At 71.1% G+C, this 14533-nt stretch carries 13 protein-coding genes and 1 pseudogene; 7 read left to right on the top strand and 7 right to left on the bottom strand.

Features of this window, described 5'->3' with window-relative positions; translation table 11 throughout:
• Nucleotides 1–35: 35 nt before the first annotated feature.
• Nucleotides 36–1124: a redox-regulated ATPase YchF gene (gene ychF / locus AC3CH1_RS17155; protein WP_488463742.1), complete on the bottom strand. Its 1089-nt coding sequence runs from the start codon at nucleotides 1122–1124 to the stop codon at nucleotides 36–38.
• A 455-nt stretch (nucleotides 1125–1579) separates the two neighbouring features.
• Here ychF and AC3CH1_RS17150 point away from each other — a divergent pair.
• Nucleotides 1580–2142, top strand: a pseudogene (locus tag AC3CH1_RS17150) (DUF6542 domain-containing protein).
• A gap of 52 nt (nucleotides 2143–2194) precedes the next feature.
• Here AC3CH1_RS17150 and ppgK read toward each other — a convergent pair.
• Complete coding sequence (gene ppgK, locus AC3CH1_RS17145; protein ID WP_488463741.1) at nucleotides 2195–2947, bottom strand: polyphosphate--glucose phosphotransferase; 753 nt, start codon at nucleotides 2945–2947, stop codon at nucleotides 2195–2197.
• A gap of 38 nt (nucleotides 2948–2985) precedes the next feature.
• Nucleotides 2986–3975 (bottom strand): 4-hydroxy-3-methylbut-2-enyl diphosphate reductase, encoded by a 990-nt coding sequence (locus AC3CH1_RS17140; RefSeq protein ID WP_215111729.1) that lies wholly within the window; start codon nucleotides 3973–3975, stop codon nucleotides 2986–2988.
• A gap of 93 nt (nucleotides 3976–4068) precedes the next feature.
• Here AC3CH1_RS17140 and AC3CH1_RS17135 point away from each other — a divergent pair, with 93 nt between their 5' ends.
• The 4 genes from AC3CH1_RS17135 (at nucleotide 4069) to AC3CH1_RS17120 (ending at nucleotide 8365) form a co-directional block, all read left to right on the top strand.
• Nucleotides 4069–5532 (top strand): APC family permease, encoded by a 1464-nt coding sequence (locus tag AC3CH1_RS17135; protein ID WP_488463740.1) that lies wholly within the window; start codon nucleotides 4069–4071, stop codon nucleotides 5530–5532.
• Between the two features lie 239 nt (nucleotides 5533–5771).
• Nucleotides 5772–6983, top strand: a complete 1212-nt coding sequence (gene xseA, locus AC3CH1_RS17130; protein WP_488463739.1) for an exodeoxyribonuclease VII large subunit — start codon at nucleotides 5772–5774, stop codon at nucleotides 6981–6983.
• A gap of 225 nt (nucleotides 6984–7208) precedes the next feature.
• A complete protein-coding gene (locus AC3CH1_RS17125; RefSeq protein WP_488463738.1) occupies nucleotides 7209–7454 on the top strand; it encodes an exodeoxyribonuclease VII small subunit in 246 nt (81 codons plus the stop codon).
• 320 nt (nucleotides 7455–7774) lie between these two features.
• A complete protein-coding gene (locus AC3CH1_RS17120; protein ID WP_361874333.1) occupies nucleotides 7775–8365 on the top strand; it encodes a malonic semialdehyde reductase in 591 nt (196 codons plus the stop codon).
• A 111-nt stretch (nucleotides 8366–8476) separates the two neighbouring features.
• Here the strand turns inward: AC3CH1_RS17120 and AC3CH1_RS17115 are convergent, their stop codons facing one another.
• The gene (locus tag AC3CH1_RS17115; RefSeq protein WP_078625624.1) at nucleotides 8477–9025 is read right to left on the bottom strand and encodes a DUF4245 domain-containing protein; all 549 of its coding nucleotides are present in this window, start codon (nucleotides 9023–9025) and stop codon (nucleotides 8477–8479) included.
• Between the two features lie 158 nt (nucleotides 9026–9183).
• Here AC3CH1_RS17115 and glpX point away from each other — a divergent pair, with 158 nt between their 5' ends.
• Nucleotides 9184–10215 carry a class II fructose-bisphosphatase gene (gene glpX / locus AC3CH1_RS17110; RefSeq protein ID WP_488463737.1) on the top strand — a complete coding sequence of 344 codons (1032 nt, stop codon included), beginning with the start codon at nucleotides 9184–9186 and terminating at the stop codon, nucleotides 10213–10215.
• 106 nt (nucleotides 10216–10321) lie between these two features.
• On the opposite strand, the gene AC3CH1_RS17105 is transcribed toward glpX, so the two are convergent.
• Complete coding sequence (locus AC3CH1_RS17105; RefSeq protein ID WP_361874327.1) at nucleotides 10322–10696, bottom strand: WhiB family transcriptional regulator; 375 nt, start codon at nucleotides 10694–10696, stop codon at nucleotides 10322–10324.
• A gap of 184 nt (nucleotides 10697–10880) precedes the next feature.
• Nucleotides 10881–11573 (bottom strand): DUF1707 SHOCT-like domain-containing protein, encoded by a 693-nt coding sequence (locus AC3CH1_RS17100; RefSeq protein ID WP_018956175.1) that lies wholly within the window; start codon nucleotides 11571–11573, stop codon nucleotides 10881–10883.
• A gap of 194 nt (nucleotides 11574–11767) precedes the next feature.
• Here AC3CH1_RS17100 and AC3CH1_RS17095 point away from each other — a divergent pair, with 194 nt between their 5' ends.
• Nucleotides 11768–13438 carry a fumarate hydratase gene (locus AC3CH1_RS17095; protein ID WP_488463736.1) on the top strand — a complete coding sequence of 557 codons (1671 nt, stop codon included), beginning with the start codon at nucleotides 11768–11770 and terminating at the stop codon, nucleotides 13436–13438.
• Nucleotides 13439–13498: 60 nt separating this feature from the next.
• Here AC3CH1_RS17095 and AC3CH1_RS17090 read toward each other — a convergent pair whose 3' ends face one another.
• The gene (locus tag AC3CH1_RS17090; RefSeq protein ID WP_488463735.1) at nucleotides 13499–14329 is read right to left on the bottom strand and encodes a LuxR C-terminal-related transcriptional regulator; all 831 of its coding nucleotides are present in this window, start codon (nucleotides 14327–14329) and stop codon (nucleotides 13499–13501) included.
• Between the last annotated feature and the right edge of the window lie 204 nt (nucleotides 14330–14533).

The raw sequence follows: 14533 nt of genomic DNA, 5'->3' as shown, positions 1-14533 counted from the left end.
TTTGACTCAACGCCTAACACGCAGCAAGCACACGGCTACACGTTGAAGCGGAACTCCACCACGTCCCCGTCCTGCATGACGTAGTCCTTGCCCTCCATGCGGGCCTTGCCCTTGGCGCGGGCCTCGGCGACCGAGCCGGTCTCCACCAGGTCGGCGAAGGAGACGATCTCCGCCTTGATGAAGCCCTTCTGGAAGTCGGTGTGGATCACGCCGGCCGCCTCCGGGGCCGTGGCGCCCTTCTTGATCGTCCAGGCGCGGGCTTCCTTCGGGCCTGCCGTGAGGTAGGTCTGGAGGCCCAGGGTCTCGAAGCCGACGCGGCCGAGGGTGGCGAGGCCGGGCTCTTCCTGGCCCATGGACTGGAGCAGTTCGAGCGCCTCGTCGTCGTCGAGCTCGATCAGCTCGGACTCGATCTTGGCGTTCAGGAAGATCGCCTCGGCGGGGGCGACCAGGGCGCGCTGCTCGTTCTTGAAGTCCTCGTCGACCAGTTCGTCCTCGTCGACGTTGAAGACGTACAGGAACGGCTTGACGGTGAGCAGGTGCAGCTCGTGGAGGAGCCGGCCCTTCTCGGTGGCCGCCGTGACGCCCGCGGCGAACAGCGTCTGGCCGGACTCCAGGATCTTCTGGGCCTCCTCGACCGCGGCGAGGACCGCGACCTTCTCCTTCTGAAGGCGGGATTCCTTCGTCAGGCGCGGGACGGCCTTCTCGACGGACTGGAGGTCGGCGAGGATCAGCTCGGTGTTGATCGTCTCGATGTCGTCCTTCGGCGAGACCTTGCCGTCGACGTGGACGACGTTCTCGTCCTTGAAGGCCCGGATGACCTGGCAGATCGCGTCGGACTCGCGGATGTTCGCGAGGAACTTGTTGCCCAGGCCCTCGCCCTCCGAAGCGCCCCGGACGATGCCGGCGATGTCGACGAAGTCGACCGTCGCCGGGAGGAGCCGCTGGGAGCTGAAGATCTCCGCGAGCTTGTTCAGGCGCGGGTCCGGGACGCCGACCACGCCGACGTTCGGCTCGATCGTGGCGAACGGGTAGTTGGCCGCCAGCACGTCGTTCTTGGTCAGGGCGTTGAACAGGGTCGACTTGCCGACATTCGGCAGACCGACGATTCCGATCGTGAGCGACACTTTGGCGACTTCCTGGAGTGAGGAGGGGGTCAGGGGCGTCCGGGTCCGGCTCGGCTGTTCGGCCGGGTCCCGGAGTGGACCGATTCTCCAGTTTACGGGCCTGCCCCGCGGGCCCGGACAGTGCGGTTTCACGGGTCCCCGCCACTGGCTCCCGCCGACTCCCACCGGTGGGGACCGTGCCGCTGCCCGGTGGCCCTCCCGGGTCCTCCCGACGTTCGGACCGTGCGATGGCCCCGCCTCTTTCTCCGGCCGAATGGTGCGCCTTTCGGCCGTGTGACATCGAACGCAACGCCAAGGTCGGCCAAAGCGCGTGTCCAACGCCTGATTCCCCGCCCCCCGCGACCTACGTTGTGCAGGTGGAGCAGCACAGGACACGTCCCCCCCAGCGCAGGCAGCCCCCGCAGGCCGCGCCCGCCCCGCCCGCGCCGGGCCGGGCGGGCGGCGAGAGTTCCGCCGTGTACCGGGTACGGGTGCGCAGCGTGCCGCCCGTGGTTCTCGCGTTGCGGCGGTTCCCCAACCCCCGGCTCACCGGGATCGGGGCGGGGCTGTTCGCCGCCCTCACCATGTTCGTGCTCGCCTGCGTCGACCGGCTGCTGTTCGACAGTTCGGAGCTCGTCTACGGGCTGCTCTTCCTGCCCGTCAGCGCTCTGACCGCCCTCTGGGTCCGGCCCGCCGACCTGGTCACCGCGCCGATCAGTGTGCCCATCGCCTTCGCCGTCGGAGTGTTTCCGATCTCCGGGGGGTCCGAAGGGTTCGGCGGGCAGACCATGGGCCTCGTCACCGCCCTCGCCGTGCACGCCGGCTGGCTGTACGGCGGGACGCTGGTCGCGGGGGTCATCGCCTCCGTACGCAAGGTGCGCCAGATGCGGGCCCGGCGACGGTACGTACTGGCACAGGGGCGCGGCACCGCACCCGAGCGGGCGCCCGGGCGGCCGCCGCCGGGGCCGCGGCGGCGAAGCCCGTACAGGCCGGGGCCCCGGCGGCGGGCGCGGTGGCCCGTCGTCCTCAGCGGCCCTGAGCGGCTCCCGGCCCGTCTTCGCCGCCGACGCCCGTGGTGCCTTCCGGTCCGTTCAGCGCTTGCTGTGCCCCTGGCCCGCCGCCGCCATCGCCGCTCCCACGATGCCCGCGTTGTTCTGGAGCTGGGCCGGGACCATCTCGGCCCGGACCTTCTCGATCAGCGGCAGGAACTTCTCCGCCTTGCGGCTCACGCCGCCGCCGATGATGAACAGCTCGGGCGAGAACAGCATCTCCACGTGCAGGAGGTACTTCTGGACCCGGTGCGCCCAGTGCTGCCAGCTCAGGTCCTCGTCCTCCTTGGCCTTCGTGGAGGCGTGCTTCTCCGCCTCGTGGCCGTGCAGCTCCAGGTGGCCCAACTCGGTGTTGGGGACGAGCACGCCGTCGCTGAAGACCGCGCTCCCGATGCCTGTGCCGAAGGTCAACAGGATGACCGTGCCCGCGCGGCCCTTGCCCGCGCCGAAGGTCATCTCGGCGACTCCGGCCGCGTCCGCGTCGTTCAGGATGGTGACGGGCTGACCGATCCGCTCGCCCAGCAGCGTGCGCGCGTCCGTGTCGATCCATCCCTTGTCGACATTGGCCGCGGTACGTGTGATGCCGTCCGTGACGACCCCGGGGAAGGTGATGCCGACGGGGCCCGTCCAGTCGAAGTGACCTACGACCTCGGCAACGCCGTCGGCCACGCCTTGGGGCGTGGCCGGGTGCGGTGTCAGCACTTTGTGGCGCTCCCGCGCCAGGTCTCCGCGATCCAGGTCCACGGGAGCGCCCTTGATCCCGGATCCGCCGATGTCCACGCCGAAGATCTCCATGGAACCCACGGTACGGGCAGGCCGGGCCCCTTGCCCGGCTACTCGGCGGAAAGGGCGGCGGCCTCGGCGCGCAGGTCGCGGCGCAGCTCCTTGGGGAGGGAGAACGTGATCGACTCGTCGGCCGTCTTCACCGTCTCCACGTCCGCGTAACCGCGCTCTCCGAGCCATTCCAGGACGCCGTCGACGAGGACGTCGGGGACGGAGGCGCCGGACGTCAGACCGACCGTGGTCACGCCTTCCAGCCAGGCCTCGTCGATCTCGTCGGCGAAGTCGACCAGGTGGGCGGCGGGGGCTCCGGCGTCCAGGGCGACCTCGACCATGCGAATGGAGTTCGAGGAGTTCTTGGAGCCGACCACGATGACCAGTTCGGCGTCCTCGGCGAGCTTCTTCACCGCGATCTGGCGGTTCTGCGTGGCGTAGCAGATGTCGTCGCTGGGCGGCGAGAGGAGGTTGGGGAACTTCGCCTTGATGGCGTCGACCGTCTCCATCGTCTCGTCGACGGAGAGAGTGGTCTGGGAGAGCCAGACGACCTTCGACTCGTCGCGGACCTCGACGTTCGCGACATCCTCGGGGCCGTCGACCAGCGTGATGTGGTCGGGCGCTTCGCCGGAGGTGCCGATGACCTCCTCGTGCCCCTCGTGGCCGATCAGGAGGATGTCGTAGTCCTCCTTGGCGTACCGGACGGCTTCCTTGTGGACCTTGGTGACCAGCGGGCAGGTCGCGTCGATGGTGGCGAGCTTGCGCTCGGCGGCCTCCGCGTGGACGGTGGGCGCGACTCCGTGCGCGGAGAACATCACGATGGAGCCCTCGGGCACCTCCGCGGTGACGTCCACGAAGATCGCGCCCTTCTTCTCCAGGGTCTGCACGACGTACTTGTTGTGCACGATTTCGTGGCGGACGTAGATCGGGGCCCCGTACTGCTCCAGGGCCTTCTCCACGGCGATCACGGCACGGTCCACGCCCGCGCAGTAGCCACGGGGTGCGGCGAGCAGGACACGGCGGGCAGGAGTTGCAGTCATGCGTCCCATCGTAAGGCCGTGGCGAACAGGCGCGAGGACGGCCGGATCGGGAGACTGGTCACGGTGCGTTCGTGATAAATGGCTCATGGTGATGGAGGGGCGATGGCGTCGGTGCCGGAGAGCGGTTCGGTCAGCGGGACGGGCAGTGGGACGGGGAGCGGTTCGGGCGGCGGCGGTACGGGCAGCAGCACGGAACCGGGCAGGCTCCGGCGGACGTTGGGATTCCGGGATCTCGTCGTCTACGGGCTCCTCTTCATCGCCCCGATGGCCCCCGTCGGGGTGTTCGGCACCCTGGACGCCAAGTCCGGCGGCGCGGTCGCGCTCGTCTATGTGGCGGCCACGGTGGTCATGGGGTTCACCGCCTTCAGTTACGCCCAGATGGTGCGGGTCGCTCCTTTCGCCGGTTCGGTCTTCACGTATGCCCGCAAGGGGCTCGGGGAAGGGCCGGGGTTCATCGCCGGGTGGATGGCCATGCTCGACTACCTGCTGATCCCGGCCGTCGCCTACCTCTTCTCCGGGATCGCGATGAACGCGCTGGTCCCGGAGGTCTCGCGGTGGGTGTGGACCGCGATCGCCGTGCTCGTGACCACCCTGCTCAACCTGTGGGGCGTGCGGGCGGCCGCCCGGGTCGGCTTCGCGGTGCTGGCCATGGAGATCGTGGTGCTGCTGGTCTTCGTGGTCTCGGCCGTGGTCGTCCTCGTACGGGACGGGGCGCAGCGCGGCTGGCTGACGCCGCTGACGGGGGACTCCGGGTTCTCCATGACGGCGGTGCTGGGGGCGGTGTCGATCGCCGTGCTCTCCTATCTGGGCTTCGACGCCATCGCCTCGTTCGCCGAGGAGGTGACGGGCGGCTCGCAGAAGGTGGCGCGGGCGGTGTTGTTCTGTCTGGTGCTGGCCGGCGTCCTGTTCGTGGCGCAGTCGTATCTGGCGGCGCTGCTGGAGCCGGTGAGCTCGGCGGAGCTGGCGGCGGACCCGGCGGCGCAGGGGTCGGCGTTCTACGACGCGGTGGACGCCTCGGTGGGGACGTGGCTGCATGACCTGGTGGCGGTCAGCAAGGCGATCGGCGCCGCGTTCGCCGCGCTGGCGGGGCAGGCCGCGGCCGGGCGGCTGGTCTTCGCGATGGCCCGGGAGCGGCGCCTGCCGCACTTCCTCGCGAAGGTCGACCCGTCGTCGGGCGTGCCGAGGGTGGCGATCCTGTGCGCGGCGATCGTGACGCTGGTGGCCGCCGTGTGGGCGGCCCGACGCGACGACGGCCTGGACCATCTGGTCTCCGTCGTGGACATCGGCGCGCTGACGGCGTTCATCCTGCTGCACGCGTCGGTGGTCGGCTGGTTCGCCGTACGCCGGATGGAGGGCCCACCGGTGTGGTGGCGGCACGTCCTGATCCCGGTGGTCGGCGCGGGGGTGCTGGTCGCGGTCATCGTGGAGGCGACGGCCTCCTCCCAGGTGGTGGGCGTCTGCTGGCTCGGGGTGGGGCTCGTGGTGCTGGCGGTGCAGGGGACGGGCCGGCGGGGCGGTATGGAGGACCCGGGCGGCGGCGCGGGGAAGGGGGCCCCGGTCCCGTAGGGCTGCCAGGACTCGCGTTCGGTACGGCTTCGTGGCACGTAGGACTTCGTGTCCCGTACGACTCCGCGTCCCGTACGGCTTCAAGTCCCCGCACGGCTTCGCGTCCGGACGGCTCCGCGCTACGTACGGCTTCGTGCCCCGTACGGCTCCGCTCCCCGTACGGCTTCGGCGGTGTGCGGGCTACGCAGGCCCCGCGCGGGGCGGGGGGCCTGTCGGTGGCTGCCGATACGCTCGCCCGTATGGCTCTCAACACGTCCGCGGAAGCGCCGCTGCCCGTCGGTGAGGTGTCCCGGCTCATCGGCGGCTGGATCGACCGGCTCGGCGCCATCTGGGTGGAGGGGCAGATCACCCAGCTGTCGCGGCGGCCGGGCGCCGGGGTCGTCTTCCTGACGCTGCGCGATCCGTCCCACGACATCTCGGTGAGCGTGACCTGTTTCCGGCAGGTCTTCGACCGGATCGCCGATGTCGTGACGGAGGGCGCGCGCGTCGTCGTGCTGGCCAAGCCCGAGTGGTACGCGCCCCGGGGGCAGCTGTCGCTGCGGGCGACGGACATACGGCCGGTCGGCATCGGTGAGCTGCTCGTGCGGCTGGAGCAGCTGAAGAAGTCGCTCGCCGCCGAGGGGCTCTTCGCCCTGGACCGCAAGAAGCCGCTGCCGTTCCTGCCGCAGCTCGTCGGGCTGGTCTGCGGGCGGGCTTCCGCCGCCGAGCGCGACGTCCTGGAGAACGCCCGCCGCCGCTGGCCCGCCGTGCGCTTCGAGGTCCGCAACACCGCCGTGCAGGGGGTGAACGCGGTCGCCCAGGTGGTGCAGGCGGTCGAGGAGCTGGACGCGCTGGCGGACGTCGACGTGATCGTGGTGGCGCGGGGCGGCGGCAGCGTCGAGGATCTGCTGCCGTTCTCCGACGAGCAGCTGATCCGGACCGTGGCCGCCTGCCGTACGCCGGTGGTCTCGGCGATCGGCCACGAGCCCGACTCGCCGCTGCTGGACCTGGTCGCCGATCTGCGCGCGTCCACGCCCACGGACGCGGCCAAGAAGGTCGTCCCCGACGTGGGAGAGGAGATGGAGCGGGTGCAGCAGTTGCGGGACCGGGCGCTGCGCACCGTACGGGGGCTGCTGGACCGCGAGGAGCGGGGGCTCGCGCACGCGCTGGGCCGCCCCGCGATGGAGCGGCCCCACCGCCTGGTGGACGAGCGCGAGGCCGAGGTGGACGCGCTCCTGGGGCGCAGTCGCCGGGTGCTGGGTCATCTGCTGGACCGGGCCGATTCGGAGCTGTCGCACACGCTCGCCCGGGTCGTCTCGCTGTCGCCGGCCGCGACCCTGGAGCGGGGCTACGCGGTGCTCCAGAGGCCCGACGGGCACGTGGTCCGCTCCCCCGAGGAGGCCGGGGCGCCCGGCGAGCCGCTGCGGGCGCGGGTGTCGGAGGGCGAGTTCACGGTGCGGGTGGACGGGTGAGGCCGGGGGGAAGTGGAGCGGTGAGGCCGGAGGGGAGTGGAAGGCCGGATGGCCGCACCCGCGAGGGAACCGGAAGGCCAGGTGGCCGCACCCGCGAGAGAACGGGGAGCGGGACGGCCCGGGAGCCGCGCCCGGCGGGGCCGGAGAGCAGGGCGGCCGGACGGCCGTATCGCAGGGGCCGCAGCGCCCCCATTGTCGTAACAGCTCACGCTTAGGGTGGATCACATGACGGACGACGACGGGACGACGGCGGCTGCCGCCACGGGCACGCTCGGCTACGAGCAGGCGCGGGACGAGCTGATCGAGGTCGTACGCCGGCTGGAGGCGGGCGGCACGACGCTGGAGGAGTCGCTGGCCCTGTGGGAGCGGGGCGAGGAGCTGGCGAAGGTCTGCCGGCACTGGCTGGAGGGCGCCCGCGCCCGGCTGGACGCGGCCCTGGCCCGCCCGCAGCAGGACGACGACCAGGGCTGAGCGAGCGAGCGCCCGCGCGCCCAGCGATCGCGTGCCCAGCGATCGCGTGCCCAGCGATCGCGTGCTTAGCGATCGCGTGCTTAGCGATCGCGTGCTTAGCGATCGCGTGCTTAGCGGTCACGCGGTGATGGTCCGCGGTGGCGCGGGGGCTGCGGCCCGGGGCGGTGCGGGGGCCTCCGCGCTCGGGCCGGAGGCCGTCGCGCAAGACAGATGTACTGTGCAATGGATCACTCCCGCTCGGGTTTAGTTGAAAGTTAACCTATCTCTGGCGTACGGTCGAGCCTTCTCCCCACCGCGTACGTTCGGAAGGTTTGCACCCGATGTCCCTCGTTCTCGACCCCGCCGCCCAGGACCTCCTCTTCCGTGAGGCCCGTACCGCCAACACCTTCACCGACGAGCCGGTGACCGACGAGCAGGTCCAGGCGATCTACGACCTGGTCAAGTTCGGGCCGACCGCCTTCAACCAGTCGCCGCTGCGCGTCGTCCTGGTCCGCTCCGCCGAGGGCCGCGAGCGCCTGGTCCGGCACATGGCCGAGGGCAACCAGCCGAAGACCTCCACGGCCCCGCTGGTCGCGATCCTGGCCGCCGACAACGAGTTCCACGAGGAGCTCCCGGCGCTGCTCCCGCACTTCCCGCAGGCCAAGGACATGTTCTTCTCGGAGCGCCCGGTCCGCGAGTCGGCCGCCGGCCTCAACGCCGCGCTCCAGGCCGCCTACTTCATCATCGGCGTCCGCGCCGCCGGCCTGGCCGCCGGCCCGATGACCGGCTACGACGCCGCGGGCATCCAGAAGGAGTTCCTGGACGACGACCACGCCCCCCTGATGGTCGTCAACATCGGCAAGCCGGGCGAGGACGCCTGGTTCCCGCGCAGCCCGCGCCTCTCCTTCGACGAGGTCGTCACGACCGTCTGAGCCCAAGGCTTCACCCGAGCCCGGCCGCCCGTACGCGAAGGGGCCCCGGAACACCAGGTGCACTGGTGTTCCGGGGCCCCTTCGCGTACGCGGTTCGGCGCGGGCCGCGCCTCAGGAAGCCGGCGCGGCGGGCGGCGTCGTCTTCAGTGCGGCGGCCATCTCGACCAGGCTCTCCTTCGGGGCCGAGCCGGTCACCACCGTGGTGTGCCCCTTGCCGGGCAGGACGAGGGCGTTGTACTTCGCGCCCTCCCAGTACTGCCACTCCCGGCCGGCCACCGTCTCGGTGCGCCCGGTGTCCTTGGCCTTACGGCTGACCTCGGGGACGTACGTACCCGCGGCGACGGTGGACTGCTCGACCGCGACGTACCTGCGGTCCGCGTCGAGGAAGCCCAGGTGCCACGCGTCGCCCGCGACGTCGTCGTACCGGACGGAGGTCGCCTTCCACTCCTTCGGCAGCCCCTCGGGCGCGGCCACCGGGTAAGGGGCGGCGGTCCGCACGGTCGCCAGTTCCACGGTGAAGTCGACGGCCTTGAGGGGATCGGCGTGCTCGTCCTTCGGGATGAACAGGTAGATGACGCCCGCGCAGGCGGCGATCACCAAGGTCGACAGGAGCATGTCCCGGACTGTCTGCTTGCCTCGCTTGCTTGCCACGGGATCCATGGTGGCACGCGGCCTGACACGCCCGGCCGCAGGGTGCCGCTCACGGTCGCGCCGCCGGAGGCGCTCATGCGTGACCCGGCCTGCTCATTTTATCGACCTACCGCTAGAGTCACAGCACCCTCATATCCGGTCGTCGCCGTACAGAAAGGTGCGCTCCGATGTCCGAGCATCATCTGCCGTCCCATCTGGAGGTCTCCCCGGAGGCCCCCGACCGCAACCTGGCCCTGGAGTTGGTCCGGGTCACCGAGGCCGCCGCCATGGCTGCCGGGCGCTGGGTGGGCCGCGGCGACAAGATCGGCGCCGACGGCGCCGCCGTGAAGGCCATGCGGACCCTCGTCTCGACCGTCTCGATGAACGGCGTCGTCGTCATCGGCGAGGGCGAGAAGGACGAAGCCCCCATGCTGTTCAACGGCGAACGGGTCGGCGACGGCACCGGCGCCGAGGTCGACATCGCGGTCGACCCGATCGACGGCACCACGCTCAACGCCAAGGGCATGCCGAACGCCATCGCCGTGCTGGCGGCGGCCGACCGGGGCGCGATGTTCGACCCGTCCGCGGTCTTCTACATGGACAAGTTGGTGACGGGGCCCGAGGCGGCGGACTTCGTCGACATCAACGCGCCCGTGTCGGTCAACATCCGGCGTGTGGCCCGGGCGAAGAACTCCACGCCCGAGGACGTCACGGTCGTCATCCTCGACCGGCCCCGGCACGAGGGCATCGTCAAGGAGATCCGGGAGACGGGCGCGCGGATCAAGTTCATCTCCGACGGCGACGTCGCGGGCTCGATCATGGCGGCCCGCGAGGGCACCGGCGTCGACCTGCTGATGGGCATCGGCGGGACGCCCGAGGGCATCATCTCGGCGTGCGCCATAAAGTGCCTCGGCGGTGTCATCCAGGGCAAGCTCTGGCCCAAGGACGAGGCGGAGCGGCAGCGGGCGTTGGACGCGGGCCACGATCTGGACCGGGTGCTGTCGACCGACGACCTGGTCAGCGGCGACAACGTGTTCTTCGTGGCGACGGGGATCACCGACGGTGAGCTGATGCGCGGTGTGCGGTACCGCGCCGAGACGGCGACCACCGAGTCGATCGTGATGCGCTCCAAGTCCGGCACGATCCGGACGATCTCCTCGACCCACCGGCTGTCGAAGCTGCGCGCCTACAGCGCCATCGACTTCGACCGCGCGAAGTAGTCGGCGACCACCACGGCTGCCGGAACGGGGAGGGGTGCGGGGAGCGATGGTCCGCTCCCCGCACCCCTCCCTCATACGTGCGCGCGTTCCGCGGGCGGGGGCTCGTTCAGCCCGCCGCCGCTATGTGCTCCGACGCCGTCGCGGCGGCCGTGAGCTCGATGTCCCGCCGTCGCCGCCGGGCCAGCGCCACCCGGCGCTCCGCGGCGGTGAGCCCGCCCCACACCCCGTACGGCTCGGGCTGCATCAGCGCGTGCTCCTGGCACTCGACCATGACCGGACACCGGGCGCAGACCCGCTTGGCGGCCTCCTCGCGGGCCAGCCGGGCAGCGGTCGGTTCCTTCGACGGGGCGAAGAAGAGGCCGGCCTCGTCGCGGCGGCAGGCCGCATCGGAATGCCAGGGGCCCGCGTCGTCCTCCCGGGCGGGGGTCCGCTGGGCCGGAACGGCGGCGACCTGCAGAGGCTGATGCGGCGGTTGCAGCACGGTCTACTCCTGACGACGGCTACGGCTTCGCGAGCGAGAGTCGATGCAGCACTCCCTACCCGCTGTGCGTACGCCTATGCACTGAGTGGCACCAGCGCGCGGCGCACCGTAATGCGCCCCTGGGGCTTTATGGCCGATTACCGGAGGTCGCGCGCCCCGCCGTATGTCGTGCGCCCCGCCGTATTCAGTAGCCGAGGTGTTTGCGCAGCCGCTGCTGGAGGTCCGCGACGAACTTGCCCCGCTTCGGCCTGGCTTCCACGCTTCCGAACACGGAATAGCCGTTGACCACGACGACCGGTGCTTCCGGATCCGGCGATTCGAGCGTCCGCACTTCGAAGCTGCCGAAGACGCCCGTACCGCTGCCGCGCAGGGAAATGTTCTCCGGCACCCGGACGTCGACGCTGCCGAAGATGGACGTCGCGTTGATGACGGTGAGGCGTTGGCCGAAAAGCGCTTCGGTCAGATCGATCTCCACACTGCCGAAGAGCGCGAAGGCGTTCGTCCGGCCGCCGACCCGCCAACGGCCCTTGCGGTTGGCGCTGCTGAAGACCGCGACGAGATTCTCCGCGGGGCCGTCGGGGGCCTCGGGGCCGTAGGCGTACGGCTGGGACTCCGGGCGGGCCGTGGAACCGGAGGCGGCGGGCAGGTCCCGGACCATCGGCTGGAGTTCGCCGACGGTCTTGGCCCGGTAGACCAGGTCGATCCGCTCCGCGTGCTCGTCCGCCGTCAGACGCCCCTCGGCCATCGCCTCCCGCAGGATGTCCGCGATCCGGTCGCGGTCGGCGTCGGAGGCGCGGATGCCATCGCCGTCCAGGGCTTCGGCGGGCGGCCGGGCGGCCGGCGCGTGGGGCTGCTGGGGCTGCTTCTCTAGGTCCACCGCCCCAGCGTACCCAAACGCGATAGATCGCGACTACCCCTCCAACCGGCGTGCCCCGGCCCCGCACCCGCCTTCCGGCGGCGGTATCCAGGTGAGCCCTACCTCACAGGATCCTCCCGGGGGCGGCGCTCTACCCTGGTGGATGCGCTGCCCGAGGGAGGTCAGCCGCCGTCGCCGAGTGAGGAATGGCCGTCATGGCAGAGTTTGCGTACTCCGATCTGCTCCCCCTGGGGGAGGACACCACGCCGTACCGTCTGGTGACCGCCGAGGGCGTCTCCACCTTCGAGGCCGACGGCCGGACGTTCCTCAAGGTCGCGCCGGAGGCGCTGCGCACCCTGGCCGCCGAGGCGATGCACGACATCTCGCACTACCTGCGCCCGGCCCACCTGGCGCAGCTGCGGCGGATCGTCGACGACCCGGAGGCGTCCTCCAACGACAAGTTCGTGGCGCTGGACCTCCTGAAGAACGCGAACATCGCCGCCGCGGGTGTCCTGCCGATGTGCCAGGACACCGGTACGGCGATCGTCATGGGCAAGCGCGGGCAGAACGTGCTGACCGAGGGTGGTGACGAGGAGGCCCTGTCGCACGGGATCTACGACGCGTACACCAAGCTCAACCTGCGCTACTCGCAGATGGCCCCGCTGACCATGTGGGACGAGAAGAACACCGGCTCCAACCTGCCGGCCCAGATCGAGCTGTACGCCACCGACGGCGGCGCGTACAAGTTCCTCTTCATGGCGAAGGGCGGCGGCTCGGCCAACAAGTCGTTCCTCTACCAGGAGACGAAGGCCGTCCTGAACGAGGCCTCCATGATGAAGTTCCTGGAGGAGAAGATCCGTTCGCTGGGGACCGCGGCCTGCCCGCCGTACCACCTGGCGATCGTGGTCGGCGGCACCTCGGCGGAGTTCGCGCTGAAGACCGCCAAGTACGCCTCCGCGCACTACCTGGACGAGCTGCCGGCCGAGGGCTCGCCCACCGGGCACGGCTTCCGGGACAAGGAGCTGGAGGAGAAGGTCTTCGAGCTGACGCAGCGGATCGGCATCGGCGCGCAGTTCGGCGGCAAGTACTTCTGCCACGACGTGCGCGTGGTGCGGCTCCCCCGGCACGGGGCCTCGCTGCCCGTCGCCATCGCCGTGTCCTGCTCGGCCGACCGCCAGGCCACGGCGAAGATCACCGCCGAGGGCGTCTTCCTGGAGCAGCTGGAGACGGACCCGGCGCGCTTCCTCCCCGACACCACCGACGAGCACCTCGACGGGGCGGGCGGGGACGTCGTGGAGATCGACCTCAACCGGCCGATGGACGAGGTGCTGGCCGAGCTGACCAAGTACCCGGTCAAGACCCGGCTCTCGCTGACCGGGCCGCTGGTCGTGGCCCGCGACATCGCGCACGCCAAGATCAAGGAGCGGCTGGACGCGGGCGAGGAGATGCCGCAGTACCTGAAGGACCACCCGGTGTACTACGCGGGCCCGGCGAAGACGCCCGAGGGGTACGCCTCCGGTTCCTTCGGCCCGACGACGGCCGGCCGGATGGACTCGTACGTGGAGCAGTTCCAGGCGGCGGGCGGCTCGAAGGTGATGCTCGCCAAGGGCAACCGCAGCAAGCAGGTCACCGACGCCTGCGACGCGCACGGCGGGTTCTACCTCGGCTCGATCGGCGGCCCCGCGGCCCGCCTCGCCCAGGACTGCATCAAGAAGGTCGAGGTCGTCGAGTACGAGGAGCTCGGCATGGAGGCGGTCTGGCGCATCGAGGTCGAGGACTTCCCCGCGTTCGTCGTCGTCGACGACAAGGGCAACGACTTCTTCACCGAGCCCGCCCCGGCTCCGACGTTCACCAGCATTCCGGTGCGGGGGCCGGGTCTCGGCTGACCCCGCAACGCAGCCGTGACCGGCAGGGCCCGTCCGCGCGGACGGCCCTGCCGCGCGTTCTCAGCCGTCCAGCAGTCCTGATGTCGCGACCAGATACCCCAGCTGGGCGCGGCTGTTGCTGCCCAGCTGCTCGGAGACCTTGCGCATGTGCTCGGCGACGCTGCGGCGGCTCATGCCGATCCGGCGGGCGATGGCGGCGTCCGTCTCGCCGTTGACGACGGCCTGGAGGATGGTGCGCTGGAGGTCGGAGGTCACGACGGGGGTGCGCAGCGGCGCGCGCTCGGGGCGGACCGGGACCGCGCGGGACCACGCCTCGTCGAAGTGGCGGACCAGGAAGCGGACCAGCGACGGGTGCTGGACGCGCAGGGCGGTGTGCGGTTCGTCGGAGAACGGGATGAGGGCGAGGTCCCGGTCGAAGACGATGAACCGGTCGGCGACCTCCGCCAGGGTCCTGACCTCGGCGCCCTCGGCGGTCACCTGCTCGATGTAGGCGAGCGTGGTGCGGTCCGAGCGGACGGTGTGCTGGTAGAGGGTGCGCTGCCGGATGCCGCGGCGCAGGTTGCCCAGGTCGCGCGGGAGCGACTGCTCCAGGACATGCGCGGGGCGCCCGCCGCCGGGGTGGGCGGTGCGGACCTCGGCCCGGCAGCCGCTGACCCCGGCGTCCAGGGCCTTGCCGATGACCGCCGTGCCGGAGAGCCGGGTGAGGGCGGGGCGTTCCTGCCGGTGCATCTCGGCGTAGAGCCCCTCGAAGGCGGCGAGGGTGGCGCGGGCGGAGCGCAGGGTGCGGCGCCGCTCGACGATCGCCTCCTCGATCGGGGCGAGCGCGGCGAACGAGGCGGTCTCCGGCGGTACGGGGATGAGGTAGCCGGGTGATTCCTGGTCGGCGACCATCAGGTGCAGGGACCGCAGGCAGGGGGCGCCGCGCCGGCCGGGAGGCGGCCCTCCGCCAGCGCACGACGATAGGCCGCGAGCGCCGCCTCGCAGGGTTGTTCCGGTATCGACCGGTCCGAGGGTGATTCACGGCAATCACATACCGGTGAGGGGGAATGATCGTCCTTCACAAGGATGCAGATTACCTTTGTGCAATCGTGAGGC

This window comes from Streptomyces sp. MGP-P1, from assembly GCF_057766565.1.
This window is presented reverse-complemented; position numbering and strand designations above follow the sequence as displayed.